Source organism: Streptomyces sp. NPDC104371 (assembly GCF_055583785.1).
In genome coordinates this window covers 340867-366720 of record NZ_JBVJNF010000006.1, presented here as the reverse complement: position 1 = coordinate 366720, position 25854 = coordinate 340867, and the positions used below count along the sequence as shown (strand labels likewise).

Here is a 25854-nt window from a genome sequence, read left to right as displayed (position 1 = left end):
CGGGCCAGCTTACGGGCGCCGCAGGGCCCCGTGACGCACCGCACCTCACAGGCGGCGCCAGCGCCAGGTGGTCGAGGCCTCCAGCGGCTCGATGGGCGTGACCAGGCGGGGAAGGGTGTTGAGGCCATTGGGCGGCCCGGTCTGCGGCTCCACGCACACCGCCTCCGGCTGCTCGTCGTACACCACCACCCACTCCTCACGGCTGGTGACGTTCAGCTCCAGCTTCTTTGGCCAGGTCAGCGTGACGTCGACGCCGTCGGGCATGCCGAAGCAGTCGTCCCACGGGCCCGGCTTCGGATCCACGCGATGCCCGGTGGGCAACTGGTCCTCGCCGCGCTCCTCCTGCCAGGCCGGGGTGAAGTCGAGGCGTACGTCCGCGCCGCCGAGGCTGCGGTTGAACCAGGGGTGCCAGCCGAGCTGGGCCGGGAACGAGGACGCGAACGTCTCCACGGACATGGTGAGCGTGAGGGCGTCCTCGCCGAGGGACACGACCTGGGTGACATGGCCGGTGTGGGGCCAGGGGGCGGCCAGGTCGTAGGTGAGAACGGCCTCGGTCCGGTCCGCGCGGGCCACCCGCCAGGCGGCGTCCCGGGCGGTGCCGTGGATGGCGTGCGGCGGGGCGTTGAGGGGCATCTGATGGACCGTGCCGCCGTCGCGGAACCTGCCGTCCCGGATCCGCCCGCACCAGGGCACCATCGGGAAGCACCCGAACCGCTCACCCTGGCGCAGCAGTTCCGTACCGCCGACGCGCAGGCTCGTCACGCGCCCGCCGTTGCCCGGCGCCAGCACCACTTCCGCGTCTCCCGCGGCCAACGTGATCTCGTCGTTGCTCACGAGGCGACCCTACTGGGACCCGTCGACGGGCGGGCGCCGACGGGCAGACGGGCATGGGTACGCCCTGCGGTGACCCATCGGCGCACCTGTGGCGGCCCGTCAGCGGCGGCGGCGCAGCAGTCGTCCCGCCACGATCGCCGAGGCCACGAGCAGGGCCGCCGCCGGCGCTGCCCAGCGCAGGGTCGCGGTGGACGCGACGGTCTCCGGGGCGGGGACCGGGGCGTAACGGCCGCGCGGGGGCGCGTGATCGACCTCTTCGGCGCTGCGGCCGATCATCGTGCGCCGGGCGTGCGCCGCCTCCGCAGGGGGTTCGTCCTCGTCGGCGAAGCCCCGTGCGGCACGGCGGTCGGAACGGCGGTCGGCATCGGAACCACGCGCGGAGTCCTCCTCGTCGGCGAACGGATCGAGGGAGGACGGGGGCACCTCGGTCTCGAAGACCGACGGCGCCGGAGGCTCCGCCCGCTGCTCGGCGGACTTCGGGGACGCCGCCGTGGCCTCCCCTTCCCCGAGGCGCTGCGCGAACCGCCCGAGCAGCCGCGCCGCCGCCGCGGTCACCGTGTCACCGGGCAGCTCCGCGATCCTGCCGTCAGCCGTGGCCGCGGCCGTGAAGGCGACCGTCGTGCCGTCCGGGGCCGCACGCAGGCGTACGGCCAGCGACAGCTTCACCGTGCCGCTGCCGCGCGCCTCCGTCGCCTCGCCCTCCAGCGTGTACGGGCCGTCGCCGTCGCCCGTGACCCGCAGGGCGCCGCGATAGGTGATCGTGTGGCCCCCGATCCGTACCTTCAGCCGACCGGCGACGGGCTCCTTGCCCGCGTCCTGCTGGAACCCGGGGATCGCGCGGGCCACCCGGGCGGGGTCGGCCAGCGCCTCGCCGAGCCGCTCGACAGGAACCGGTACGAACACCTCATGCTCCATGTCAGCCGAGCCTACCCAGCCTGGCCCGGCACGCACCCATGCAGCACAGGATTCGCGACCGCCGCCCGCGTATCCGCCCGCCACGGGGCGCCCGGCTCATCCGCCGTACCGCGGATGCACCAGCGTCGACACCGGCAGCCCGCGCACCCGGGTCCGCTCCACCGCGCGCGCGTCCTCCCCGAGGGCGGCGCGGGTCAGCGTGCGGGGGCGCGGCCCGCCCGGGTCCAGGGTGAGCGCCGGGCGGCTTCGGGCGGCCAGGACGAAACCCCAGTCGCCTCCCGTCGCGTGCGCGTGCTCGGGCTCCGGGGCGCGCCCGGCGACGCGGTACGGGGCCGTCCGCAGGCCCGCGGCGCGGATCGTCGTCTCGACCGTCCAGTAGGCGCGCGGGGCCGCGGCCACCGGGCCCGCGTGCACCACCAGCCGGCCGCCGGGGGCGAGGACCCGCCGGGCCAGGCCGTAGAACTCCTGTGCGTACAGCTTGGTGCTGGAGGTGTCGCCGGGCTCCGGGAGGTCCGCGATCACGACGTCGTACGTCCGCCGGGTCTGCCTCAGCCAGTCGAACGCGTCCGCCGTCCGCACCCGGACGCGCGGGTCGGCGAAGGCGCGGTCGTTGAGCGCGGCCAGGGCCCGGTCGCTGCGGGCCAGGCGGACCAGCGCCGGGTCCGGTTCGACCACCTCGACCCGGCGCACGCCGGGATGCCGCAGCGCCTCGCGCGCCGCGAGGCCGTCGCCGCCGCCGAGGACCAGCACGCGCGCGTGGGGGCCGCCGCTCAGCGCGGGCAGCACGAGCGCCTCGTGGTAGCGGCGTTCGTCGCGGCTGCTCGCCCGCAACCGGCCGTCGAGGAAGAGAGCGAGGGGGCGGCCTCGGACACCGCCGGTGAGCACCACCTCCTGGGCGCCGGTCTGCAAGGCGACCCGTACCTGCCCGCCGTACATCGCCTGGCGGGCCGCCCGCTCGAAGTCGTCGACCAGGAGGGCCGCCGTGCCGAGCACGGCCAGCACGAGGACGTTGGTGACCAGCAGCAGCCGTCTGCCGCGGCGGGACAGGTCCCGCCGGAACAGGCCGAGGGCGAGGGCGCCGCCCGCGACCGCGTTGACCGCGCCCGTGAGCAGGGCGCCCGTCAACTGGCCGAACCACGGCAGCAGCAGGAAGGGGAACGCGAGACCGCCGACCAGCGCGCCCACGTAGTCCGCCGCGAACAGGTCCGCGACCGCGCCGCCCGCGTCCTGGCGGCGGATGCGCTGGATCAGCTCCATGAGCAGCGGCACCTCGGCGCCGATGAGCAGCCCGATGGCGAGCGAGAAGACGACCAGCAGACAGCGCGGGCCGCCCGGCCCGCCACCGCCCCAGGCGAAGACCGCGTACAGGGCCATCGCACTGCACCCGCCGACGAGCGCGAGCGCCGCCTCGAGGGCGCCGAAGCCCGCGGCGGCCCGGCAGCGCAGCCGCTTCGCGGCGAGCGAGCCGATCCCCATCGCGAAGACCATCACGGACAGCACGATGGAGGCCTGCGTGACCGAGTCGCCGATCAAGTACGAGGCGAGGGCGACGAGTTCGAGTTCGTACACCAGGCCGCAGGCCGCGCAGACGAACACGCCGACGAGGACGAGGAACCGTCCGGTGCCGGGGCGTACGGGCAGCCGCGCCTGACCGAGGGCGCCCTCCCCCCAGGGGGCCGGGGCGCCGGGTGGTGCGGGCGCGTGCGGTTCGATCACGTTCGGAACGCTACGTCGGACTTGTGAGACACCTTGTCACCCACAGGTGTGGACTTCCGTCGGCCCCTTAACGTCCACCCGCGTTCGCGTCGCCACCAACTGACTGTCCTGCGGGTACGCGTGCCACGTGCGCCACTGGACCTGGCCCTCGCGGCGCTGGGCCACCATGGCCGTGAACGCGTGCGGACTGCCGGGGAAGACGCCCGCCAGGCCGTGGGGATGGTCGGAGACCAGGGCCAGCAGCTCCTGGGCCCGGCCCTCGAAGGAGGGCGGGGACAGGACCTCGACCCGGGCCGCGAATTCGTACTCCCAGTCGCCGACCCGCTCGGCGACCCCCAGCGGCAGCGGGGTGCTGGAGCCGGGGATGCAGGCCACGGTCTCCGAGCAGGTGCCCCGCGCCTCCTTGAGGAGCACCTGGTGGGACGCGCCGAGCAGTCTCAACTGGAGCTGCGCGCCGGAGAGTTCGAGGTCGAGCGTGGCCAGCGCGGGCAGCGGCTCCCGGCCCAGGGTCCAGGCGAGGTCGGCCGCGCGGGTATCGGTGTAGGAGGTGTTCAGGGTCGTGAGCATGGATCGGCTCCGCTAGGACACACAGGGGGAGGGGTTCCAGCGCACCCGGTCGGGCACCGGGGATCGGCCGACTCTGACTCTGCCGACCGGGCGGAACGTCCGGGTGGGCCCGGTCCGGAGCAGCGCTGCGGTCATGGGGTCCGCAGGGCCTCCGGGGGCTGCGTTGATGAGTGAGAGCGAACCACGAACTGCGCCGCCGCAACAGCGTTTTTACCCAAGTCCGTACGGTTTTCATCTCACTGAGGGCTCCCCAGCGCACCCGCCCGACCAAGGCGTACGCCCGAAGCGCGGGACGGGGTGGCGTACGCCCTGATCCCGCGCGCTGCCGAGCGCACGCCCTACGCGTGACACCACTGACGTGCGCTCCCGCGCCCGGCCGGACGAGTGACGCGTCCGGCTCCCGGCGGTGTCAGTTACCGCCGCCGCACCCTCCGCCCCCGCCGCACGAGGACCCGCCACCGCAGGAGTGGCCGCCCCCGCCGCAGGAATGGCCGCCACCGCACGAGTGGTGCCCGCCCGAATGCCCGCCCGAATGTCCACCCGAGTGGCCACCCGAATGTCCGCCCGAGTGCCCACCCGACGACGAATCGTTGTCGGACCCCGCCCACCAGCTCCCGCTGTCGCCGCCGGTGCCACCACTGCTCGCGCTGCCACCACTGCTGCTACCGCTGCCGCCGCGCAGCCGCTTCCCGCCCCGCGCCGACCCCGACGACCCGCGCACCGACCCGCGCGCGGACGTCCCGCGCCCCACCGGCCGCTGCGGAACCCGCTTGGTCCTACGGCTCCTGACCACCAGGAACACCACCACGATGCCGACGACCGCCAGCCCGATACGGGTGATCATGACGTCGCCCCCCTCTCGTCTCCCCCGACCTTCGGTTCCCCGAAGCGACCCGCCGTGGGTCCCTTCGTGACCAGGGAATGCCCCATGTCCCACTTGCCGAAGCAGAGTTGAGGAACTCCAGAGCTTGGGCGCAGGATGGCGCCCATGACCTCCAGCGCGCGACCCCTCCTCAACCGTCGGCTCGCCGAGTTCGGGACGACGATCTTCGCCGAGATGTCGGCCCTCGCCCTGAGCACCGGGGCGATCAACCTCGGACAGGGATTCCCCGACACGGACGGCCCGGAAGAGATCCGTGAGGCCGCCGTGCGGGCGCTGCGCGACGGGCGCGGCAACCAGTACCCGCCGGGCCCCGGCGTCCCCGAACTGCGGACGGCCGTCGCCGCGCACCAGCAGCGGTGGTACGGGCTCACGTACGACCCCGACACCGAGGTGCTGGTCACCGCGGGCGCGACCGAGGCGATCGCCGCGACCCTGCTCGCGCTGGTCGAACCCGGCGACGAGGTGATCGCCCTGGAGCCGTACTACGACTCGTACGCCGCCTGCATCGCCATGGCGGGCGGGCGACGCGTGCCGGTCACCCTGCGCCCGCAGGACGGCCCTGACGCCGTCTTCCGGCTGGATCTCGACGAACTGCGGGACGCCGTCACCGACCGCACCCGGCTGCTGCTGATCAACACCCCGCACAACCCCACCGGAACCGTGCTCACGCGGGACGAGTTGCAGGCGATCGCGGACCTCGCCGTCGAGCGCGATCTGCTCGTCGTCACCGACGAGGTCTACGAGCATCTGGTCTTCGACGGCGAGCACCTGCCCCTCGCGTCCTTCCCCGGGATGCGCGAGCGCACCGTGACCCTCTCCTCCGGCGGCAAGAGCTTCTCGTTCACCGGCTGGAAGGTCGGCTGGGTGACAGCCGCGCCCGCGCTGATCAGCGCGGTGCGCTCGGCCAAGCAGTTCCTGACGTACGTGTCGTCCGGGCCGTTCCAGTACGCCGTCGCCGAGGCCCTCGCGCTCCCGGACAGCTACTACGAGGCGCTCAGGACGGAGCTGCGCGCCAAGCGGGACCTGCTGGCCTCGGGGCTCTCCCGGGCCGGCTTCTCGGTGTTCCGGCCCGCGGGCACGTACTTCGTCACCACCGACATCCGCCCCCTCGGCGAGAGCGACGGCTTCGCCTTCTGCCGCGCCCTGCCGAAGCGCGCGGGGGTCGTCGCCATCCCGAACGCGGTCTTCTACGACCACCGCGAGGCGGGCGCCCCCTTCGTCCGCTTCGCCTTCTGCAAGCGCACGGAGGTCCTGGAGGACGCGGTCCAGCGGCTCACGGCCCTGGCGGGCTGACGGGGCGGCCGGGCGCGAGGTCTGTCCACAGCCTGTGGATGACATCGCGCCCCCGCGAGCGCCGGGCACGGATACGGACGACGCGGATACGGACAGCGAGAGCCCGGCCGGGGCACGCCGTCGTGGTGACGCGCGCCCCGGCCGGGCTCTCCTCCGGGGGCCTCGGGCCCCCTACTCTTCGTCGGTCTCGGGGCGGTCCGTGCGGTCCGTGCGGTCCGTACCGTCCGTGCCGTCGACGTCCTCGGCGAGGCCGAGCTGCTCCACGAGCCACCGGTCGAACTCGATGGCGGCCCGCACCCAGCTCACGGTCGAGGAGACGAAGTGCTCCAGGCTGACACCCGTGCCGATCAGCATCTGCGCCTCACCGATGAGGCGGACGGTGCCGTCGTCATGCGTGTGGGTGTAGACCTTGGGCCACAGGGTGCGCCGGTTCCAGTCGTCGAGAGACTCCAGCAACTGCGGCTTCTCGTCGATCTTGTGCGGCCGGTCGTAGAACGTCCGCACCGAGAAGACCTGCTGCTCCCCCTCGCCGCGGAACATGAAGTACGTACGGAACTCCTCCCACGGCGCGACGAGGTCACCCTCTTCGTCGACAACGTGCTTGAGCTCCATCTGGTCCAGGAGCTGCTTCACAAGGTCCTGATCCGGAACGACGGGGCCCGCCGGTCCTTGCGGCTGCGGTTCGGGCTGGCCCCCGAAATTCGGAATCGAGGACGGGTCGATGCTCACCGTGTTCTTCCCTTCGTACGGATTCCGCCATCCTCCCTCATCCGGGGCGGGGGGTGGCAAGACCTGACCGGGTCGTGTCAGCCAAGGGCTGACACGACCCGGTGGCCCCGGACTCGCGCGGCGCTCCTACAGCGTCTTCCCGGTCGCCCGGCCCACGGTCAGGCCGTCGCCGGAGGCGGCCACCCGGACCGTGTCGCCGTCCTTGACCTCGCCGCTCAGGATTTCCCTGGCGAGCCGGTCGCCGATGGCGGTCTGGACGAGGCGGCGCAGCGGGCGGGCACCGTACGCCGGGTCGTTGCCCTCGTCCGCGAGCCAGGCCAGCGCCTCGGGCGTGATCTCCAGGGTCAGCCGCCGCTCGGCCAGCCGCGCAGCGAGCCGGTCGATCTGGAGCCGGGCGATCCGCTGGAGTTCGTCCTTCTCCAGGGCCGAGAAGACCACCAGGTCGTCCAGCCGGTTGAGGAACTCCGGCTTGAAGGACACCCGGACGACCTCCAGCACCTGCTCCTTCTTCTCCGCGGCGCTCGTGACCGGGTCGACGAGGAACTGGCTGCCCAGGTTCGAGGTGAGGATCAGGATGGTGTTGCGGAAGTCGACCGTCCGCCCCTGGCCGTCCGTCAGCCGTCCGTCGTCCAGGACCTGGAGCAGGATGTCGAAGACCTCGGGGTGCGCCTTCTCGACCTCGTCCAGCAGGACCACGCTGTACGGGCGCCGGCGCACCGCCTCGGTGAGCTGGCCGCCCTCCTCGTAGCCGACGTATCCGGGCGGGGCGCCGACCAGCCGGGCGACGCTGTGCTTCTCGCTGTACTCCGACATGTCGATCCGGACCATCGCCCGCTCGTCGTCGAAGAGGAAGTCGGCGAGCGCCTTGGCCAGTTCGGTCTTGCCGACGCCGGTCGGGCCGAGGAAGAGGAACGAGCCGGTCGGGCGGTCCGGGTCGGCGATACCGGCACGGCTGCGGCGTACGGCGTCCGAGACCGCGCGGACGGCTTCGGTCTGGCCGATGAGCCGCCTGCCGATCTCCTCCTCCATGCGCAGCAGCTTCTGGGTCTCGCCCTCCAGGAGGCGTCCGGCGGGGATGCCGGTCCAGGAGGCGACGACGTCCGCGATGTCGTCGGCGCCGACCTCGTCCTTGACCATCGTGTCCTTGGCGGCCTCCTCCTCGGCCTGCGAGGCGGCCTCCAACTCCTTCTCGACGGTGGGGATCTCGCCGTACAGCAGCTTGGAGGCGCTGTCGAAGTCCCCGTCGCGCTGGGCGCGTTCGGCCTGGCCGCGCAGGTCGTCCAGGCGCTCCTTCAGCTCACCGACGCGGTTGAGGGACTGCTTCTCCTTCTCCCAGCGGGCGGTCAGGCCGCGCAACTCCTCCTCCTTGTCGGCGAGATCGCGGCGCAGCTTGTCCAGGCGCTCCCTGGAGGCCTGGTCGGTCTCCTTGCTCAGCGCCAGCTCCTCCATCTTCAACCGGTCGACGGATCGCTGGAGTTCGTCGATCTCGACCGGAGAGGAGTCGATCTCCATCCGCAGCCGCGAGGCCGACTCGTCCACCAGGTCGATGGCCTTGTCGGGCAGGAAGCGGGAGGTGATGTAGCGGTCGGAGAGGGTGGCCGCGGCCACCAGCGCGCTGTCCGCGATCTGGACCTTGTGGTGGGCCTCGTAGCGGCCCTTGAGCCCGCGCAGGATCGCGATGGTGTCCTCGACGGTCGGCTCGGCGACCAGCACCTGCTGGAAGCGCCGCTCCAGGGCCGGGTCCTTCTCGATCCGCTCGCGGTACTCGTCCAGGGTCGTGGCGCCGACCATGCGCAGCTCGCCGCGGGCCAGCATCGGCTTGAGCATGTTGCCGGCGTCCATGGCGGAGTCGCCTCCGGCACCGGCGCCCACGACGGTGTGCAGCTCGTCGATGAAGGTGATGATCTGGCCGTCGGAGTCCTTGATCTCGGCGAGGACGGTCTTCAGGCGCTCCTCGAACTCACCGCGGTACTTCGCGCCCGCGACCATGGCGCCCAGGTCGAGCGCGACCAGCCGCTTGTTCCTGAGGGATTCGGGCACGTCGCCCTTCACGATCCGCTGGGCGAGCCCCTCGACCACGGCGGTCTTGCCGACGCCGGGCTCACCGATGAGGACCGGGTTGTTCTTCGTCCGGCGGGACAGCACCTGGACGACGCGGCGGATCTCGTGGTCCCGGCCGATGACCGGGTCCAGCTTGCCCTCGCGCGCGGCGGCGGTGAAGTCGGTGCCGAACTTCTCGAGCGCCTTGTACTGGCCCTCCGGGTCCGGGGTCGTCACCCGGCGTCCTCCCCTGCTCTTCTGGAACGCGTCCGACAGCTTCTTCGCGTCGGCGCCGTGCTGGGAGAGTACGTCGCCCGCGGCGCCGCCCTTCGCGGCGATCCCGATGAGCAGATGCTCGGTGGAGAGGTACTCGTCACCGAGGTCCTTGGCGCGCTTGCTCGCGTCGGCGATCACGGCGAGCAGCTCGCGGTTCGGCTGGGGCGGCGCGACGGTCGAGCCGGTCACGCTCGGCAGCGCGGCAAGTACGCGTTCGACGCCGCCGCGTACGGACGCCTGGTCGGCGTCCACGGCGGCCAGCAGATCGATGATGTTCTCGTTGTCCTGCCCCTCGAGCAGCGCGAGGAGCAGGTGGGCGGGGGTGAGGTCCGGGTGCCCCTCGGACACGGCACGGTTGGTTGCCGCGTTGATCGCGTCCCGGCTCCTGTTGGTCAGCTCGGCGTCCACGTTCGCGTTCTCCTCCTTGCGTCCGGCAGCGCTCAGCCGTCTCCACTCGCACGATGACTTGAGCAACGTGCACAAAGTTGAGTCTATTCCACTCAAGGTGGCGGGAGGGAGGGGGACCGGTCGAGTTCCGATCCGGTCCGGGCATGCGAACGCCCCGCTGCCGCACGAGCGGCGAGGCGGGGCGGGTGACCGCGGGTCGCGTACGCGGGGAAACGACAGCGGCGTCACCGTGTTCAGGTCACGGTGACGCCGCTGCGGGGGGAAGCACCTGAGCGATTCTTGCGACGGGGGATCGCGTCAGGCGCTGCGGGGGGTAGCTGAGAGAGTGCGTACGTCCGGGGTCTCGGACTGTGCCAGCCGATGGTCGCGCTGGTCGAGGTTCACAAAGATCATTCCGTACCGTATGGCACACCGGACGGGACGCGGCGCCCCCCGAGGCCGCCGCATGAGCCGGTACGCCCGTACGTCGTCGTCCTCGTCACGGGTGACCACCACCGGCTCCCCGAACACAGTCACCATCAACGAGTCACCGTTGTGCGGTATCGCGGTGGCCAGGTCGATGAAGTGCCAGCCGGAGCGGTAGGCGGTGGCCATCTCGCGCCGGAACGAGCGATCGTCGGGAGGGGTGGTCACGTCAGCTCCAGGCTTGGTCTGCCGATGCCGTGGACGCGTTCACCGGCCACTTGGTGTCCGCGGGCGACACAGGCCACTTGGTGTCACCGGGCCACTTGGTGTCCACCTGCACGACCGGCCACTTCGTGTCCACCGGCACCACCGGCCACTTCGTGTCACCGGCGGGCGATACAGGCCACTTCGTGTCACCGGCGGGCGATACGGGCCACTTGGTGTCGCCGGCGGGCGATACAGGCCACTTCGTGTCGCCAGGCCACTTGGTGTCCGCCTGCACGACCGGCCACTTCGTGTCACCAGGCCACTTCGTGTCCGCCTGCACAACCGGCCACTTGGTGTCCGTGGGTGAAACCGGCCACTTGGTGTCCGCCTGCGCCACCGGCCACTTGGTGTCTCCCGGCCACTTCGTGTCCACGGGCACAACCGGCCACTTCGTGTCACCGGCGGGCGAAACAGGCCACTTCGTGTCACCAGGCCACTTCGTGTCCGCCGGTACCACCGGCCACTTCGTGTCACCAGGCCACTTCGTGTCCGCCTGCACAACCGGCCACTTGGTGTCACCAGGCCACTTCGTGTCCACGGGCGAAACCGGCGACTTGCTGTCTGCCGAAACCGGCCACTTCGTATCCGCCGGAAGATGACTCTTCGCGGCAGAGAGGCCACCAAGTGCTCCAAAGGCCACAGCGGCGGAGAAGGCGGCGACAAGTACCGAGCGAAGCGTTTTCTTTCCCATTGTCAGCTTCGTCCTCACTTGAGAGTCCCCTTTCCCCCGTCCGATACGACGATGGCTCATTCGGGCACGTCATGGCCACACGATCGGTGCATCATGTTCCTGCATGTTCAGGACCCTGGGGGGTGGAGATTTGCCAGTGAATCAGACCAATGCGACACATCCCCATACGGCAACCGAACTGTGCGACACAGGTGGCCGACTTTATGCGGACGCCCTGCGCTCAGGACGTATCGCCCGCCGTGACGTGGAACCGGCGCCCTGTCTCATCGAGTTCGCCCTGCTCTACCCCGATCCCGACGACCCGGACTGGCTGCGCCCCGTCCCGCCCGCCGTCGCCCTGGCGCAGCGTCTCAACCCCATCGAGCGCGAGATAGCGGAGAACCGGCGACGGTCCGTTCAACTCTCCGAAGCTTTCGAGCCGTTCATGGCGCTCAGCGCCCAGACCACGGCCAACACCCACTCGATCTCGGTGCTGGAGGGCAGCGACCGCATCAACGCCGCGCTCGACCTCGCCACGACGCAGTGCCAGAGCAAGGTGCTCACCGTCCAGCCGAGCAACCGCTTCTCCGAACGCACCATCCTTCAGGGGCTCGACCGCGACAAGGCACTGGTCGAACGTGATGTGCGCATCCAGACGCTGTATCAGCACACGGTCCGGTTCAACTTCGAGCAACTCGCCTATGTCTCCCGGCTGACCAACGGCAAGGTGGAGTACCGCACCATCGACGAACTCGTGGAGCGCCTCATCATCTGCGACGAGACCGTCGCCTTCATCCCCACCCGCGACGACCAGCAGGTCGCGCTGGAGCTGCGCCACCCCGGGCTCGTCCGCTACCTCATCAAGGTCTTCGAGTTCATGTGGAACCGCGCGGTCCCGCTGACCGCGGGCGCCCCCTACCGGACCGCCCCCGACGGCATCACCGACATCCAGCACTCCATCGCCAAACTCCTGGTGGAGGGCCATGTGGACGAGGCCATCGCCCGGCGCCTGGGCATGAACGTCCGCACCTGCCGCGCCCATATCGCCAAGCTGGCCACGGCCCTCGGCAGCGGCAGCCGCGCCCAACTCGGCTTCCTCATCGCCCGGTCGGGGATCCTGAACCAGGACTCCTGAGCGCGCTCACAGACCGGCCGGGCCCTTCGGAACACCGGACGCCGGGACGGGCCGCGGGCGCGGGGGTCCGTCCAGGCCCGCCTGGGCGATACGGACGCCCAACTGCGTACGGCTCGCCGCGCCCAGCGTCTCCGAGAGCCGGGCGATGTGCGCGCGGCAGGTCCGCACGCTGATCCCCAGGCGTTCGGCGATCACCGCGTCCTGGTGGCCCTCCGCGAGCAGCGCCGCGATCGAGCGCTCCCGCAGGCTGATGCCGTCGATGCCCGTCTCCGGGAGCGGAGATGCCAGCGGGACCGCCAGTTGCCACAGCCGCTCGAAGACCGTCACCAAGTAGTCGATCAGCGCCGGGTGGCGCAGTTCGAGGGCGACCGTGCGGTCCGTGTTGGCCGGGATGAAGGCGACCGTGCGGTCGAAGAGGATCAGCCGCTCGGGCACCTCGTCCAGGGTGCGCGCCTGGGCCGCGTCGCCCATCAGCTCCATATAGGTGCGCAGTCCCTGGCCGTGCCGGGCGACATGGGTGTACAGGTCGCGCATCCGCACGCCCCGGCGGCGCATCTCCAGCGCCCGGTGGAGCCCTTCGGTGAGTTCGTCCTCGCGGCGGATCCCGCCCGGCTGGACCGCCAGCACCTCGCTCGTACAGCGCTCGGTCGCCTCGTCCATCGCGGCCCGGATCCGCGTCAGCCCGTCCAGGACGCGGATCGCCATGCCCTTCGCCAGGCCCTGCTCCCGGCCGCCGAGCCCGGCGTACCACTCGACCGCGGCGACCGCCGTCCCGACCCGCGCCTGGCTCGCGCGCACCTCCTTGTGCATGCCGCGCAGCAGCCGGGTCATGACCTCCTGCGGGGAGGTCGGCACCAGCCGGTCCATGTCGTCGGGGTCGGGGTGCAGCAGCCCCAGCTCCAGCAGGCAGGGCACCGCCGCGCCGTCGGCGCGGGGCACCCGGCCGCGGCTCACCGCCCGGGAGTACAGGGCGTGTCCGGCCTCGCAGAGCCGGTCAGCACCGTGCGGATGCGTGTCCGACCCGTGCCCGGCCATCTTCCACCCCTGGCTCCGTTCCTGGCTTCGGCGGCTGCGCGACGCGACGTGCCGGCGCCGTCCCTGGCATGCGCCCGTACGGCGCTCCCGTCGCGCTCCGCACGCCTTCGCAGCGCAACTATGCGCGGCCCCGCCCGCCTCCGCAACACGGCTCCGCCCCGTCAACGCCCGGAATCCGCACGGAACATCCGGGAATCTTCCCGCCGCGGGACCTTCCGTCGTGCTGCGGCGGGCCGACCGGGCGGCACGGGCCCGGAGGCTACTTCAGACCGATCGCCGCGCAGGCCGAACGGTAGGGAGCGGTGCAGATGTCCTCGACGGTGTAGATCTCGTCCCGGAGGACCGTCTCCTTGATGGTGTTCTTCTTGAGCGCGACCACGGGCACCAGCATCGCCGGGATCCGCTTCTGCGTCGGGCTGTCGACCTTGTCACGGGTCAGCGCGTCGAACTCGATGGAGCGGCCCTGGACCTTGGCCACCGCCATCTCCGCGGCGGTGTTCGCCTCCTCGCGGTACGACTTGTACACGCTCATGTACTGGCTGCCCGCCACGATCCGCTGCACCGCGTCCAGGTCGGCGTCCTGCCCCGTCACCGGCGGCATCTTGCTCGCGCCCGCCGCCTTCAGCGCGTCGATGACACCGCCCGCCATGCCGTCGTTCGCGGAGTAGACGGCGGCGATGTTGCCGACGCCCACGGACTGGATCGCCTGCACCATGTTCGCCTGGGCGTTCTCCGGCTTCCAGTCCTTGGTGTCGTAGGACTTGACGATGTTCACCTTGCCCTGGAGCTCGCTGAGCGCGCCCTTCTTGAACTGCGCCGCGTTGGGGTCGGTGTCCGCGCCGTTCATCATGACGACCTTGCTGCCGGCCACCTTGTCGCCGAGCGCCTCGATGATCGCGCGGGCCTGCACCTCGCCGACGAGTTCGTTGTCGAAGGAGATGTACGCGTCGATCGGGCCCTGTGCGAGCCGGTCGTAGGCGATGACCGGGATCCCCGCGTCCTTGGCCTTCTTCACCTCCGGCGCGATGGCCTGGGCGTCCACGGCGTCGAGGAGCACCACGTCCACCTTGTCGCTGATCATCTGGCCGAGCTGCTTGCTCTGCCGGTCCGCGTCCGCCTCGGCGTTGGCGTAGCTGACGCGGCCCTGGTTCGCGGTGAGAGAGGCGACCTGCTGCTTGATGATCGGGTAGTCGAACTTCTCGTAGCGCTTGTTCTCCTTCTCCGGCAGAAGGAGGCCCACCGTGATGTCGTTGCCCTTCTTCTCCACGGAGTCGCCGCCCCCGCCGCCGAAGACACCGCACGCGGTGAGGGAGAAGGCCGCCGTGGCGGCGGCCAGGGCGATGCAGGTACGGCGCACAGCGGTCCTACGGGTGGTACGAGCGTTCACATCAGGTGCCTTCCGGGCGGGGGAGCAGCATTGCGACCCAGGTGGCTGAAAGCCAACGTTGCGACGGTACGCACCGTCAAGGAGTACCGGTTAACGAGATGGCAACAGGGACAGCGTGGAAGCAGTGTGAAAGTCAAGGGAGTTTCACGTGAGAGGCCTTCACCTCTCCTCGCACGCCGGGCACTTCACCCTGACCTGGGCCTACGCCGCGCGCAGCACCCCGTCAACTGCCGTGCGCGGCAACGCCGTTCGGCGCCTCTCGCGCCGCGCGCCCGGCCTCGCGGATTCGCACCGGCACACATGCACGCGCGCGCCCGACGGCTCCGCGCGGCCTCCTCACGGCCGCCGCCCCGCCCACGAGGGGGATATGACTCCTGTCACACTCGCCGTCGACACCGTCGCGCCCGACGCCGAACGCCCGGCCGGGAATCCCCGGCCGGGCGTTCGTACGGACTGTCTCAGCGCGTCATTCCGACGGATGCTGCTGCCGCTTGGGCCGCCACACCACCAGCGCGCTGGTCTGCTGCACCTCCTGGTACGGCACCAGATCACGGCGGTAGGAGGCGTGGACGGCGGCCTCGCGCTGCCGCATCGTCGCCGCCGCGCCGTCCAGCGCCGACTCCAGTTCCGCGACGCGGGACTGAAGTGCGGTGACCTGGTTCTCCAGTTCGATGATGCGCTTGATTCCGGCCAGGTTGATGCCCTCGTCCTGCGACAACTGCTGCACCTGGCGCAGCAGGGCGATGTCGCGGGCCGAGTAGCGCCGGCCCCGGCCGGCCGTACGGTCCGGGGACACCAGGCCCAGGCGGTCGTACTGGCGCAGGGTCTGCGGGTGCAGACCGGAGAGCTGGGCCGCCACCGAAATGACGTAGACCGGGGTCTCCTCGGTCAGTTCGTACGGGTTGCGTCGACGGCCGTCCATCTCCTTATGCTCCCTTCGCGGCCTGGAACAGCTCCGAGCGCGGATCCTCTCCCGCGGTCGCCTCGCGATACGCCTCCAGCGCCTCACGAGCCTTCCCCGACAGATCCTTCGGGACACTCACCTCGACGGTGACCAGCAGATCACCTCGGGTGCCGTCCGTACGGGCCGCGCCCTTGCCGCGGGCGCGCATCGTGCGCCCGTTGGGTGTGCCCTCGGGCAGCTTCAGCCGCACCGGGGGCCCGCCGAGGGTGGGCACCTGGATCTCGGCGCCGAGCGCCGCCTCCGCGAACGTCACCGGCACGGTCACCGTGAGGTTGTCGCCCTTGCGACCGAAGACCGGGTGCGCGTTCACATGGACGACGACGTACAGGTCACCGGCCGGACCGCCCCGCTCGCCGGGTGCGCCCTTGCCGCGCAGGCGGATGCGCTGCCCGTCGGACACCCCGGCCGGGATGCGGACCTGCATCGTCCGGGACGACTTCGCCCGGCCGCTGCCCTTGCAGACGTCGCAGGGGTGCTCCGCGATCAGACCGCGGCCCTTGCAGTCCGGGCACGGGTCGGTCAGCGAGAAGCCGCCGCCCGAGCCGCGCGCCACCTGTCCGGTGCCGACGCAGGTCGGGCACACCCGGGGGGTGCCGTTCTTGTCGCCGGTGCCCGAACAGGCCTTGCACGGGGACTGCGAGGACATGCGCAGCGGTACCGTCGCGCCGTCCGCCGCCTCCATGAAGCTCAGCGTGACCTCGGACTCGACGTCCTGGCCGCGCCGCGGCTGCGTGCGCGTGCCCGCGCCGCCGCCGCGGTTGAACAGGCCGCCGAAGACGTCACCGATCCCGCCGCCGCCGAAGTTGCCTCCGGCGCCGCCGCCCTGACCACCGAAGAGATCGCCGAGGTCGAAGTTGAACGAGCCGCCGCCCGCTCCGGGTCCGGGGCGGAAGCCACCGTTGCCGAAGAGGGCGCGGGCCTCGTCGTACTCCTTGCGCTTCTTGGGATCGGCGAGGACGTCGTTCGCCTCGGAGATCTCCTTGAAACGTTCCTCCGCCTTGGCGTTGCCCTTGTTGGCGTCCGGGTGGAACTCGCGGGCGAGCTTCCGGTACGCCTTCTTGATCTCGGCCTCGGTGGCGTCCTTGGGGACGCCGAGGACCTTGTAGAAGTCCTTCTCGATGAAGTCCTTGGTGCTCATCCCCGACGCCCCTCCTTCCTTTCCGCGTGGAGCTCCGAAGGGATCTCCCCGTGGATCCGCGTGACTACGTCAGCCCTCGTCCGGGCCACCGTTCTCCTTGTCGTCGGCCGCCTCGCCCGTCTCCTCGGCCTTGACCGTCTGCGCCCCCGGCTGCGGCTCGGCGACGGCCACCCGCGCGGGGCGGATGGTGCGCTCGCCGAAGCGGTACCCGGGCTGGAGGATCGCGACGCAGGTCGTCTCCGTCACGTCCGGCGCGTACGAGTGCATCAGGGCCTCGTGGATCGTCGGGTCGAAGGGCTCGCCCTCCTTGCCGAACTGCTGGAGACCCATCTTCGCCACGACGGTCTCCAGCGACTCGGCGACGGACTTGAACCCGCCGACTAGCTCGCTGTGGTCCCGTGCGCGGCCGATGTCGTCGAGCACGGGCAGCAGCTCGTTCAGGAGATTCGCGACGGCGATCTCCTTGACCGCGGCCCGGTCACGCTCGACGCGGCGCCGGTAGTTCTGGTACTCGGCCTGGAGCCGCTGGAGGTCCGCGGTGCGCTCGTTGAGCGCGGTACGGGCCTGGTCCAGCTCTGCCACCAGTCCGGCGGACTGTGCGTCCCCCGCCGGGGCCGCCGCCTCCTCCGAAGAGGGGGAGGCGGCCTTCGGCTCGGCGTCCTCAGGGGTGGCGCCGGAGGGGACGTCGGGCTTCTCCTCGAAGCCCGGGGTCTCCTCCGTCACGCGGCACCGTCCTTGCGCTCGTCGTCCACGATCTCGGCGTCGACCACGTCGTCGTCCGCCTTGGCCCCGGCGCCACCGGCGGCGGCACCGCCCGCGGCCTGCTGGCCCTGGGCGTCGGCGTACATGGCCTGGCCGAGCTTCTGCGAGACGGCCGCGACCTTCTCCGTGGCCGTACGGATCTCGGCCGTGTCCTCACCCTTGAGCTTGTCCTTCAGCTCGGTGATCGCCGTCTCGACCTCGGTCTTGACCTCGGCCGGGACCTTGTCCTCGTTGTCCTTGAGGAACTTCTCCGTCTGGTAGACGAGCTGCTCGCCCTGGTTGCGGACCTCGGCGGCCTCGCGGCGGCGGTGGTCCTCCTCCGCGTACTGCTCGGCCTCCTGGCGCATCCGGTCGACCTCGTCCTTCGGCAGCGAGGAGCCGCCGGTGACGGTCATCTTCTGCTCCTTGCCCGTGCCGAGGTCCTTCGCGGTCACGTGCATGATGCCGTTGGCGTCGATGTCGAAGGACACCTCGATCTGCGGGACACCACGCGGCGCCGGCGGCAGACCGGTCAGCTCGAACATCCCGAGCTTCTTGTTGTACGCCGCGATCTCGCGCTCGCCCTGGTAGACCTGGATCTGCACGGACGGCTGGTTGTCCTCGGCCGTGGTGAAGATCTCGGACCGCTTGGTCGGGATCGTGGTGTTGCGCTCGATCAGCTTGGTCATGATGCCGCCCTTGGTCTCGATACCGAGGGACAGCGGGGTCACGTCGAGGAGCAGGACGTCCTTGACCTCACCCTTGAGGACACCGGCCTGGAGCGAGGCGCCGATGGCGACGACCTCGTCCGGGTTCACACCCTTGTTGGCCTCCTTGCCGCCGGTCAGCTCCTTGACGAGCTCGGCGACGGCGGGCATACGGGTGGAGCCACCGACGAGGACCACGTGGTCGATCTCGCCGAGGGAGATGCCGGCGTCCTTGATGACGTTGTGGAACGGCGTCTTGCAGCGCTCCAGGAGGTCGGCCGTGAGCTGCTGGAACTGCGCCCGGGTGAGCTTCTCGTCCAGGTGCAGCGGGCCCTCGGCGGAAGCCGTGATGTAGGGCAGGTTGATCGAGGTCTCGGTGGACGAGGACAGCTCGATCTTGGCCTTCTCCGCGGCCTCACGCAGGCGCTGGAGGGCCATCTTGTCCTTGGAGAGGTCCACGCCGTGGCCGGAGTGGAACTGCTTCACCAGGTAGTCGACGACGCGCTGGTCCCAGTCGTCACCACCGAGGTGGTTGTCACCGTTGGTGGCCTTCACCTCGACGACGCCGTCGCCGATCTCCAGCAGGGACACGTCGAAGGTGCCGCCGCCGAGGTCGAAGACGAGGATGATCTGCTCGTCCTTGTCGAGGCCGTAGGCCAGCGCCGCCGCGGTCGGCTCGTTGACGATGCGCAGGACGTTCAGGCCCGCGATCTCGCCGGCCTCCTTCGTCGCCTGGCGCTCGGAGTCGTTGAAGTAGGCCGGGACGGTGATGACCGCGTCGGTCACCTTCTCACCCAGGTAGGCCTCGGCGTCGCGCTTCAGCTTCTGGAGGATGAAGGCCGACATCTGCTGCGGGTTGAAGGTCTTCCCGTCCAGCTCGATCTTCCAGTCGGTGCCCATGTGGCGCTTCACGGACCGGATGGTCCGGTCGACGTTGGTGACCGCCTGACGCTTGGCCACCTCGCCGACGAGCACCTCGCCGTTCTTCGCGAAGGCGACGACGGACGGCGTGGTCCTGGCGCCCTCGGCGTTGGTGATGACGGTGGGCTCGCCGCCTTCCAGAACGCTGACGACGGAGTTAGTCGTGCCCAGGTCGATGCCGACCGCACGTGCCATTTCGATTCCTCCAACTGACTTGAGTGGAACAGGCTCAAGGATGCATGACGCCCCGGCCCGGCGTCAACAGACCTGAGTCAACCTGACTCAACTTATGTTCGACGCCACACAGCAACAGCAACGAATGCCGGAACAGACCAGTTCCGTCTTGGCGGACAGGCTCCGACCTGGGATGCCCCGTGGCGCGTTCGTTTCGGTCGGACGGGAAGGACGGCTCGGACCGGCGGACCGGGAGGCAAGGGTTCCCACAGCGACGCAGATCACCGCGCACGGCATTACAGTGCGCCAGAGATATGGGTAGTCTCAGACGGACTGCATAAGTTACCGCTTAGTAATTGCCCTTCGGAGTACACAGGACGTACATCGGAGGGAGGAAACCCCCTCGCAGGCCCGAGGAGCCCCAATGCAACTCGCCGCGATCATCGTGTCGCTGGTACTGATCGTGGTCGGCGTGGCACTGTTCGGCCGCGCCGTCCTACAGATCGTCGCCCATATGCGGCTCGGCCAGCCCGTGCCCGCCGGGACCCGCACCGACGATCCGAAGCAGCGCACCCTCACCGTGGTCAAGGAGTTCCTCGGCCACACCCGGATGAACCGCTGGGGCGTCGTCGGCGTCGCGCACTGGTTCGTGGCGGTGGGCTTCTTCACCCTCCTGCTGACCATCGTCAACGCGATCGGCCAGCTCTTCCAGGCCGACTGGATCCTGCCGATCCTCGGTGAGTGGGCCCCGTACAACGTCTACGTCGAGTTCATCGGCACGATGACAATCATCGGCATCCTCGCCCTGATCGTGATCCGCCAGCTCAGCAAGCCGAACAAGCCGGGCCGCAAGTCCCGCTTCGCCGGTTCCAACTTCGGCCAGGCGTACTTCGTCGAGTGCGTCATCCTCATCGTCGGCGTCTGCATCTTCATGCTGCACGCCCTCGAAGGCGCCCAGCACCACGTGGACGGCTACGAGGCCTCGTTCTTCATCTCGTACCCGGTGGTCTCCTGGCTCGAGGGCATGGACCTCTCCACGCTCCAGAACCTCACGTACTTCTTCGCGGGCCTGAAGATCGCGACCTCCTTCATCTGGATGATCACGGTCGCCCTGAAGACCGACATGGGCGTGGCCTGGCACCGCTTCCTCGCCTTCCCCAACATCTGGTTCAAGCGCGAGGCCGACGGCGGTACGGCCCTCGGTGCCCTGCCGCCGATGACCTCGGGCGGCAAGACGATCGACTTCACCGACCCCGGCGAGGACGACGTCTTCGGTGTCTCCCAGATCGAGCACTTCTCCTGGAAGGGCCTGCTGGACTTCTCCACCTGCACCGAGTGCGGTCGCTGCCAGTCGCAGTGCCCGGCGTGGAACACCGGCAAGCCGCTCTCCCCGAAGCTGCTGATCATGTCGCTGCGCGACCACGCGCACGCCAAGGCCCCGTACCTGCTGGCCGGTGGCGGCAAGACCATGGAGGGCGAGGAGAAGGCCTCGGCCGAGGCCCTCGCCGATGTCCCCGCCGCCGCGCTCGCGGAGGCCGAGCGCCCGCTGATCGGCACCGCGGAAGAGAACGGCGTCATCGACCCGGACGTCCTGTGGTCCTGCACCACCTGCGGCGCCTGTGTCGAGCAGTGCCCGGTCGACATCGAGCACGTCGACCACATCGTCGACATGCGCCGCTACCAGGTGATGATCGAGTCCGCGTTCCCGTCCGAGGCGGGCACGATGCTCAAGAACCTGGAGAAGAAGGGCAACCCCTGGGGCCTGGCCAAGAAGCAGCGCCTGGAGTGGACCAAGGAGGTCGACTTCGACGTCCCGGTCGTCGGCAAGGACATCGAGGACCTGTCCGAGGTCGAGTACCTGTACTGGGTCGGCTGCGCCGGTGCCCTGGAGGACCGCGCCAAGAAGACGACGAAGGCGTTCGCCGAACTCCTGCACATCGCGGGCGTGAAGTTCGCGATCATGGGCGGCGACGAGAAGTGCACCGGTGACTCCGCCCGCCGCCTGGGCAACGAGCCCCTGTTCCAGGAGCTCGGCATGGAGAACGTCGCCGCGCTGAACATGGCGTTCGGTGAGGACGACGACGATCCCGCGACGAAGAAGCCGAAGTCGGCCAAGAAGATCGTCGCGACCTGCCCGCACTGCCTGAACACCCTGGGCAACGAGTACCCGCAGCTCGGCGGCGACTACGAGGTCATCCACCACACGCAGTTGCTCCAGCACCTCGTGGACGAGGGCAAGCTGATCCCCGTCACGCCGGTCGAGGGCATCATCACCTACCACGACCCGTGCTACCTGGGCCGTCACAACAAGATCTACACGCCCCCGCGCGAGATCATCGGTAAGGTCCCGGGCCTGCGCAACGAGGAGATGCACCGCCACAAGGAGCGCGGCTTCTGCTGTGGCGCCGGTGGTGCCCGGATGTGGATGGAAGAGCGGATCGGCAAGCGCATCAACGACGAGCGCGTCGACGAGGCCCTGTCGCTCAACCCCGACATCGTCTCGACGGCCTGCCCGTTCTGCCTCGTCATGCTGACCGACTCGGTCAACGGCAAGAAGAACGACGGCAAGGCCAAGGAGTCCATCCAGGTCGTCGACGTCGCCCAGTTGCTCCTCGACTCCGTCAGGACGCCGGCCGACCCGAGCGACGACGAGCAGGCGTCGAGCGAGCCGGAGCCCGAGCCGGTGAAGTAGCCGACGTTCCACCCCCGCACCACGGCAGAGGCCGGAGTCGCAGCCCGCGACTCCGGCCTCTGCCGTCTGTGCTTCCCCCAAACCCCAAGAGGCCACGAGCGCCCCCTGATTCCCGGCCTCGGGCCCCCTAGGGGATGTCACAGCTCGGCCGCAATGCCGCTCCCCCGGCCCTGGGCCGGTACGTCACCCTCCGGAACCAGGTACGTTCGAAGGCGTGGCTGGATTCAGGAACGGGCGCGGCCGACCGGACCGTGCCCCTCAAGGGCGACCGCAACATCCTCCGTACGGACAGCAGGCCCCGCAGGGCCCCTCGTACGGCTACCCCGCCGCGCCGCAGCAGCAGTACGGCAGACCACAGCCCTACGGCGGTCAGCCGCAGTGGCAGGAGCCGCAGGGGCACGGCGAGCCGGAGTACTTCGGCGACGCCGACCCGGGCTACCAGCAGCCCGTGGACCCGTACGCGGCCAACAACCCTGGCAGCACCCAGGCGTTCGCCCTGGGCGAGGACCCGTACAGCGACGCCGAGACCTACCGCGCGGGCCAGGCCGCCGCTCCGCCGATCGGGCCGCGCCTGCACTGGAAGCAGCTGCTGCCGGGCATCGTGACGTCCCCGAACCGCACGTTCCTGCAGATGCGGGACTACACGATGTGGGGCCCGGCCCTGATCGTGACGTTCCTGTACGGCCTGCTCGCGGTCTTCGGCTTCGACCAGGCCCGTGAGGACGCGATCAACGCCACCCTGGCGAACGCGATACCCATCGTGCTGACGACGGCCGTGGCGATGGCGCTCAGCTCGTTCATCCTGGGCGTGGTGACCCACACCCTGGCCCGTCAGCTCGGCGGCGACGGCGCCTGGCAGCCCACGGTCGGCCTCTCGATGCTGATCATGTCCCTCACGGACGCGCCCCGCCTGTTCGTCGCGATGTTCTTCGGCGGCGACGCGGCCTTCGTCCAACTCCTGGGCTGGGCGACGTGGGTGGCGGCCGGGGCACTGCTGACCCTGATGGTCTCCAAGTCCCATGACCTGCCGTGGCCCAAGGCGCTGGGGGCGTCGGCGATCCAGTTGATCGCGATCCTGTCGATCATCAAGCTGGGCACGTTCTAGGGCCTGTTCAGAGCCTGGAACGAAAACGATGAGGCCGGGGCCTTTGCCCCGGCCACACGATTCTTCGACGCTCCTTCGACTCTCCGAGCCGTACGCGCGTCCGCGACGGCTCGGCCCGGTCCTCGGACCTACGCGTCGAGCACCTGCCCGGCCCGCTTCACGACCGGCTCGTCCACGCTCCAGGGGAAGTTGATCCAGTCGTCCGTACGCTTCCAGACGTACTCGCACTTCACGAGCGAGTGGGACTTCTCGTAGATCACCGCGGAGCGGACCTCGGCGACGGTCTCCAGGCAGAAGTCGTGCACCAGCTTCAGCGTCTTGCCGGTGTCCGCCACGTCGTCGGCGATCAGCACCTTCTTGTCGGTGAAGTCGATCGCGTTCGGGACGGGCGCGAGCATGACGGGCATCGCCAACGTGGTGCCCACACCCGTGTAGAACTCGACGTTCACCAGGTGGATGTTCTTGCAGTCCAGCGCGTACGCCAGACCGCCCGCGACGAACACTCCGCCCCGCGCGATGCTGAGCACGATGTCGGGCTCGAAGCCGTCATCGGCGATGGTCTGGGCCAGTTCGCGGACGGCGCGGCCGAACGTCTCGTAGCTGAGGTTCTCTCGTATGTCGTTCGTCATGATCTCGCTCACACCTGGGTCCGATGGAAGTTGAGGAAGGAGCGGGAGGGTGTGGGTCCACGCTGCCCCTGGTAGCGCGAACCGTACCGCTCACTGCCGTACGGGTACTCGGCCGGCGAGCTGAGCCGGAACATGCAGAGCTGCCCGATCTTCATGCCCGGCCAGAGCTTGATGGGGAGGGTCGCGAGATTGGACAGCTCGAGCGTCACATGCCCGGAGAAGCCGGGGTCGATGAACCCGGCCGTGGAGTGGGTCACAAGCCCGAGCCGCCCGAGGGAACTCTTCCCCTCCAGCCGCGACGCGAGGTCGTCGGGCAGGGTGATGACCTCGTACGTACTGGCGAGGACGAACTCCCCGGGGTGGAGGATGAAGGGCTCGTCGCCCTCCGGCTCGACGAGCCGCGTGAGGTCGGCCTGCTCGACGGAGGGGTCGATGTGGGGGTACTTGTGGTTCTCGAACACCCGGAAGTAGCGGTCGAGCCGCACGTCGATGCTCGAGGGCTGCACCATGGTCGGATCGAACGGGTCGATCTGGACCCGCCCCTTGTCGATCTCGGTCCGGATGTCCTGATCTGAGAGAAGCACCCCCCGAGAATACGCAAGGCGCGCGGAGCCACCACAATCGTGACGACTCCGCGCGCCCGCACCGCTATGTCGCTACTGCTTCTCCAGCGTCACCGGCACCGCACTGCGGAGCCGGGCACAGCGCGGACACCGGACGAGCCGACCGGGCCCGAGACGGCCGGCCTGCTGCATCGGGAACGAAGCGGTAGTGAACACGTGCCCCTCGGCACAACGGACGACGGTGCGCTCCATCAAGTCCTCAGAGTCCCTTCCCCAAGAGCTTTCGTCCCACTGGCGTGACGGACGATGAAAGCCACATTACGGGAACAAAGGGACGAGTCTCCAGGGGGCACTCCGACCCCGCACGACCCCTCTGCCGAACCCCCACCGTACGCCCCAACTCCGGCCCCCCGCAGGCCGATCCACCCCCCGAAACAACACCGGACCCGACGGCTTCGACACCGGGGGTCCGACATGGGGTACAGTGAGCGAACATCGCGACGCCAGCTCCACAAGGCGTCTTACGCGGGTGTAGTTTAATGGTAGAACATCAGCTTCCCAAGCTGAGAGCGCGAGTTCGATTCTCGTCACCCGCTCCATGCGAAACCCCCAGGTCATCGACCCGGGGGTTCTTTGTTGTCTAGGCCTGTCGGGGCACCGTCTCATCCAGGCCGGTGGCGACCTCACTCGTCATACCCAGGTATGACACCGGGCACTCCGGTACATCCCGAGTCTGCCCCGGAAACCGGGATTTCGGCTTACCAGTTGGCGCGATCGAGGCCTGAGCATGGAAGTCAGTCCTCACTCGTCGCACCAAGCAGGAGCGCCATCCCGTGACCACCACCCCTTACGCCGCCCGCGCCACCGCCGTGGCCGCCCGCGCCTCGGAACTCTCCAAGGTCTACGGACAGGGCGAGACCCAGGTGGTCGCCCTCGACCGCGTCTCCGTGGACTTCCGGCAGGGCGAGTTCACCGCGATCATGGGCCCCTCGGGCTCCGGCAAGTCGACGCTGATGCACTGCGTGGCGGGGCTCGACAACTTCTCCAGCGGTTCCGTGCGCATCGGTGACGTCGAGCTGTCCACGCTGAAGGACAAGCAGCTGACCAAGCTGCGCCGGGACAAGATCGGCTTCATCTTCCAGGCGTTCAACCTGCTGCCGACACTGACCGCCCTGGAGAACATCACGCTGCCGATGGACATCGCGGGCCGCAAGCCCGACAAGGAGTGGATGGAGCAGGTCATCTCGATGGTGGGGCTCTCGGACCGTCTGAGCCACCGCCCGACCGAGCTGTCCGGCGGTCAGCAGCAGCGCGTGGCCGTCGCCCGTGCGCTCGCCTCGCGGCCCGAGATCATCTTCGGTGACGAGCCGACCGGCAACCTGGACTCGCGCTCGGGCGCCGAGGTCCTCGGCTTCCTGCGCAACTCCGTGCGCCAGATGGGCCAGACCGTCGTCATGGTCACGCACGACCCGGTGGCCGCCTCGTACGCGGACCGCGTCATCTTCCTCGCCGACGGGCAGATCGTCGACGAGATGGTGCAGCCGACCGCGGACCGCGTCCTGGACCGGATGAAGGACTTCGACGCCAAGGGCCGTACCAGCTGAGGCCGTTGAGGCCCCCACCCGCTCTTTGAGACCTCACCACCAGGACGCGTAGACCC

Annotated in this window: 21 protein-coding genes and 1 tRNA gene; 6 read left to right on the top strand and 16 right to left on the bottom strand. The window is 69.9% G+C overall.

Annotated elements, in window-relative coordinates; all coding sequences use genetic code 11:
- Nucleotides 1-45: 45 nt before the first annotated feature.
- The 4 genes from ACZ60T_RS20945 to ACZ60T_RS20930 form a co-directional block, all read right to left on the bottom strand.
- Nucleotides 46-834, bottom strand: coding sequence for an aldose epimerase family protein (locus ACZ60T_RS20945; RefSeq protein ID WP_365631384.1), 789 nt, complete (start codon nucleotides 832-834; stop codon nucleotides 46-48).
- Between the two features lie 99 nt (nucleotides 835-933).
- A complete protein-coding gene (locus tag ACZ60T_RS20940; RefSeq protein ID WP_469667206.1) occupies nucleotides 934-1749 on the bottom strand; it encodes an SRPBCC domain-containing protein in 816 nt (271 codons plus the stop codon).
- 96 nt (nucleotides 1750-1845) lie between these two features.
- Nucleotides 1846-3465, bottom strand: coding sequence for a polyamine aminopropyltransferase (locus tag ACZ60T_RS20935; RefSeq protein WP_469667205.1), 1620 nt, complete (start codon nucleotides 3463-3465; stop codon nucleotides 1846-1848).
- Nucleotides 3466-3501: 36 nt separating this feature from the next.
- On the bottom strand, nucleotides 3502-4032 hold the full coding sequence (locus ACZ60T_RS20930) for a DUF2617 family protein (protein WP_365631378.1): 531 nt from the start codon (nucleotides 4030-4032) through the stop codon (nucleotides 3502-3504).
- 979 nt (nucleotides 4033-5011) lie between these two features.
- Between ACZ60T_RS20930 and ACZ60T_RS20925 the strand changes: the two genes are divergently transcribed.
- Nucleotides 5012-6208: a pyridoxal phosphate-dependent aminotransferase gene (locus ACZ60T_RS20925; RefSeq protein ID WP_469667204.1), complete on the top strand. Its 1197-nt coding sequence runs from the start codon at nucleotides 5012-5014 to the stop codon at nucleotides 6206-6208.
- A 171-nt stretch (nucleotides 6209-6379) separates the two neighbouring features.
- Here the strand turns inward: ACZ60T_RS20925 and ACZ60T_RS20920 are convergent, their stop codons facing one another.
- The 4 genes from ACZ60T_RS20920 to ACZ60T_RS20905 all read right to left on the bottom strand — a co-directional run bounded on the left by ACZ60T_RS20920 (nucleotide 6380) and on the right by ACZ60T_RS20905 (nucleotide 11042).
- On the bottom strand, nucleotides 6380-6937 hold the full coding sequence (locus ACZ60T_RS20920) for a type III secretion system chaperone family protein (protein WP_469667203.1): 558 nt from the start codon (nucleotides 6935-6937) through the stop codon (nucleotides 6380-6382).
- 126 nt (nucleotides 6938-7063) lie between these two features.
- Nucleotides 7064-9661 (bottom strand): ATP-dependent chaperone ClpB, encoded by a 2598-nt coding sequence (gene clpB / locus ACZ60T_RS20915; RefSeq protein ID WP_365628381.1) that lies wholly within the window; start codon nucleotides 9659-9661, stop codon nucleotides 7064-7066.
- Between the two features lie 297 nt (nucleotides 9662-9958).
- On the bottom strand, nucleotides 9959-10294 hold the full coding sequence (locus tag ACZ60T_RS20910; RefSeq protein ID WP_365628384.1) for a hypothetical protein: 336 nt from the start codon (nucleotides 10292-10294) through the stop codon (nucleotides 9959-9961).
- Between the two features lies 1 nt (nucleotide 10295).
- On the bottom strand, nucleotides 10296-11042 hold the full coding sequence (locus ACZ60T_RS20905; protein ID WP_469667202.1) for a hypothetical protein: 747 nt from the start codon (nucleotides 11040-11042) through the stop codon (nucleotides 10296-10298).
- 85 nt (nucleotides 11043-11127) lie between these two features.
- On the opposite strand from ACZ60T_RS20905, the gene ACZ60T_RS20900 reads away from it, so the two are divergent.
- The gene (locus ACZ60T_RS20900) at nucleotides 11128-12138 is read left to right on the top strand and encodes a helix-turn-helix transcriptional regulator (RefSeq protein WP_469667201.1); all 1011 of its coding nucleotides are present in this window, start codon (nucleotides 11128-11130) and stop codon (nucleotides 12136-12138) included.
- 6 nt (nucleotides 12139-12144) lie between these two features.
- Here ACZ60T_RS20900 and ACZ60T_RS20895 read toward each other — a convergent pair whose 3' ends face one another.
- The 6 genes from ACZ60T_RS20895 to dnaK all read right to left on the bottom strand — a co-directional run bounded on the left by ACZ60T_RS20895 (nucleotide 12145) and on the right by dnaK (nucleotide 19226).
- Complete coding sequence (locus ACZ60T_RS20895; RefSeq protein WP_469667200.1) at nucleotides 12145-13173, bottom strand: helix-turn-helix transcriptional regulator; 1029 nt, start codon at nucleotides 13171-13173, stop codon at nucleotides 12145-12147.
- 259 nt (nucleotides 13174-13432) lie between these two features.
- The gene (locus ACZ60T_RS20890; protein WP_469667198.1) at nucleotides 13433-14530 is read right to left on the bottom strand and encodes a sugar ABC transporter substrate-binding protein; all 1098 of its coding nucleotides are present in this window, start codon (nucleotides 14528-14530) and stop codon (nucleotides 13433-13435) included.
- 496 nt (nucleotides 14531-15026) lie between these two features.
- A complete protein-coding gene (locus tag ACZ60T_RS20885; protein WP_252425157.1) occupies nucleotides 15027-15482 on the bottom strand; it encodes a heat shock protein transcriptional repressor HspR in 456 nt (151 codons plus the stop codon).
- Between the two features lie 4 nt (nucleotides 15483-15486).
- The gene (gene dnaJ, locus ACZ60T_RS20880; RefSeq protein ID WP_365628401.1) at nucleotides 15487-16662 is read right to left on the bottom strand and encodes a molecular chaperone DnaJ; all 1176 of its coding nucleotides are present in this window, start codon (nucleotides 16660-16662) and stop codon (nucleotides 15487-15489) included.
- A gap of 69 nt (nucleotides 16663-16731) precedes the next feature.
- The gene (grpE, locus tag ACZ60T_RS20875) at nucleotides 16732-17385 is read right to left on the bottom strand and encodes a nucleotide exchange factor GrpE (RefSeq protein ID WP_252425159.1); all 654 of its coding nucleotides are present in this window, start codon (nucleotides 17383-17385) and stop codon (nucleotides 16732-16734) included.
- Nucleotides 17382-19226: a molecular chaperone DnaK gene (dnaK, locus tag ACZ60T_RS20870; protein WP_365628404.1), complete on the bottom strand. Its 1845-nt coding sequence runs from the start codon at nucleotides 19224-19226 to the stop codon at nucleotides 17382-17384. Before dnaK ends, grpE begins: the two co-directional genes overlap by 4 nt.
- 403 nt (nucleotides 19227-19629) lie before the next feature.
- Here dnaK and ACZ60T_RS20865 point away from each other — a divergent pair, with 403 nt between their 5' ends.
- Together ACZ60T_RS20865 and ACZ60T_RS20860 are read left to right on the top strand one after the other, a co-directional pair.
- A complete protein-coding gene (locus tag ACZ60T_RS20865; protein WP_365628408.1) occupies nucleotides 19630-21897 on the top strand; it encodes a (Fe-S)-binding protein in 2268 nt (755 codons plus the stop codon).
- A gap of 214 nt (nucleotides 21898-22111) precedes the next feature.
- Nucleotides 22112-23002: a Yip1 family protein gene (locus tag ACZ60T_RS20860; protein ID WP_469667196.1), complete on the top strand. Its 891-nt coding sequence runs from the start codon at nucleotides 22112-22114 to the stop codon at nucleotides 23000-23002.
- Between the two features lie 128 nt (nucleotides 23003-23130).
- On the opposite strand, the gene ACZ60T_RS20855 is transcribed toward ACZ60T_RS20860, so the two are convergent.
- Both ACZ60T_RS20855 and dcd read right to left on the bottom strand, forming a co-directional pair.
- On the bottom strand, nucleotides 23131-23631 hold the full coding sequence (locus ACZ60T_RS20855; RefSeq protein ID WP_365628414.1) for a phosphoribosyltransferase: 501 nt from the start codon (nucleotides 23629-23631) through the stop codon (nucleotides 23131-23133).
- A gap of 8 nt (nucleotides 23632-23639) precedes the next feature.
- Nucleotides 23640-24215, bottom strand: a complete 576-nt coding sequence (dcd, locus tag ACZ60T_RS20850; protein WP_365628417.1) for a dCTP deaminase — start codon at nucleotides 24213-24215, stop codon at nucleotides 23640-23642.
- Between the two features lie 504 nt (nucleotides 24216-24719).
- On the opposite strand from dcd, the gene ACZ60T_RS20845 reads away from it, so the two are divergent.
- Nucleotides 24720-24793 (top strand) — tRNA-Gly (locus ACZ60T_RS20845).
- A 234-nt stretch (nucleotides 24794-25027) separates the two neighbouring features.
- Nucleotides 25028-25798 carry an ABC transporter ATP-binding protein gene (locus ACZ60T_RS20840; RefSeq protein WP_365628461.1) on the top strand — a complete coding sequence of 257 codons (771 nt, stop codon included), beginning with the start codon at nucleotides 25028-25030 and terminating at the stop codon, nucleotides 25796-25798.
- Nucleotides 25799-25854 lie beyond the last annotated feature (56 nt).

Excerpts from the sequence above, each read along its gene's own strand:
- ACZ60T_RS20940 (WP_469667206.1), bottom strand. The coding sequence starts at position 1,749 with ATGGAGCATGAGGTGTTCGTACCGGTTCCTGTCGAGCGGCTCGGCGAG.
- ACZ60T_RS20930 (WP_365631378.1), bottom strand. The coding sequence starts at position 4,032 with ATGCTCACGACCCTGAACACCTCCTACACCGATACCCGCGCGGCCGAC.
- ACZ60T_RS20925 (WP_469667204.1), top strand. The coding sequence starts at position 5,012 with ATGGCGCCCATGACCTCCAGCGCGCGACCCCTCCTCAACCGTCGGCTC.
- ACZ60T_RS20900 (WP_469667201.1), top strand. The coding sequence starts at position 11,128 with ATGTTCAGGACCCTGGGGGGTGGAGATTTGCCAGTGAATCAGACCAAT.
- ACZ60T_RS20895 (WP_469667200.1), bottom strand. The coding sequence starts at position 13,173 with ATGGCCGGGCACGGGTCGGACACGCATCCGCACGGTGCTGACCGGCTC.
- ACZ60T_RS20885 (WP_252425157.1), bottom strand. The coding sequence starts at position 15,482 with ATGGACGGCCGTCGACGCAACCCGTACGAACTGACCGAGGAGACCCCG.
- dnaJ (WP_365628401.1), bottom strand. The coding sequence starts at position 16,662 with ATGAGCACCAAGGACTTCATCGAGAAGGACTTCTACAAGGTCCTCGGC.
- dnaK (WP_365628404.1), bottom strand. The coding sequence starts at position 19,226 with ATGGCACGTGCGGTCGGCATCGACCTGGGCACGACTAACTCCGTCGTC.
- ACZ60T_RS20865 (WP_365628408.1), top strand. The coding sequence starts at position 19,630 with ATGCAACTCGCCGCGATCATCGTGTCGCTGGTACTGATCGTGGTCGGC.
- ACZ60T_RS20855 (WP_365628414.1), bottom strand. The coding sequence starts at position 23,631 with ATGACGAACGACATACGAGAGAACCTCAGCTACGAGACGTTCGGCCGC.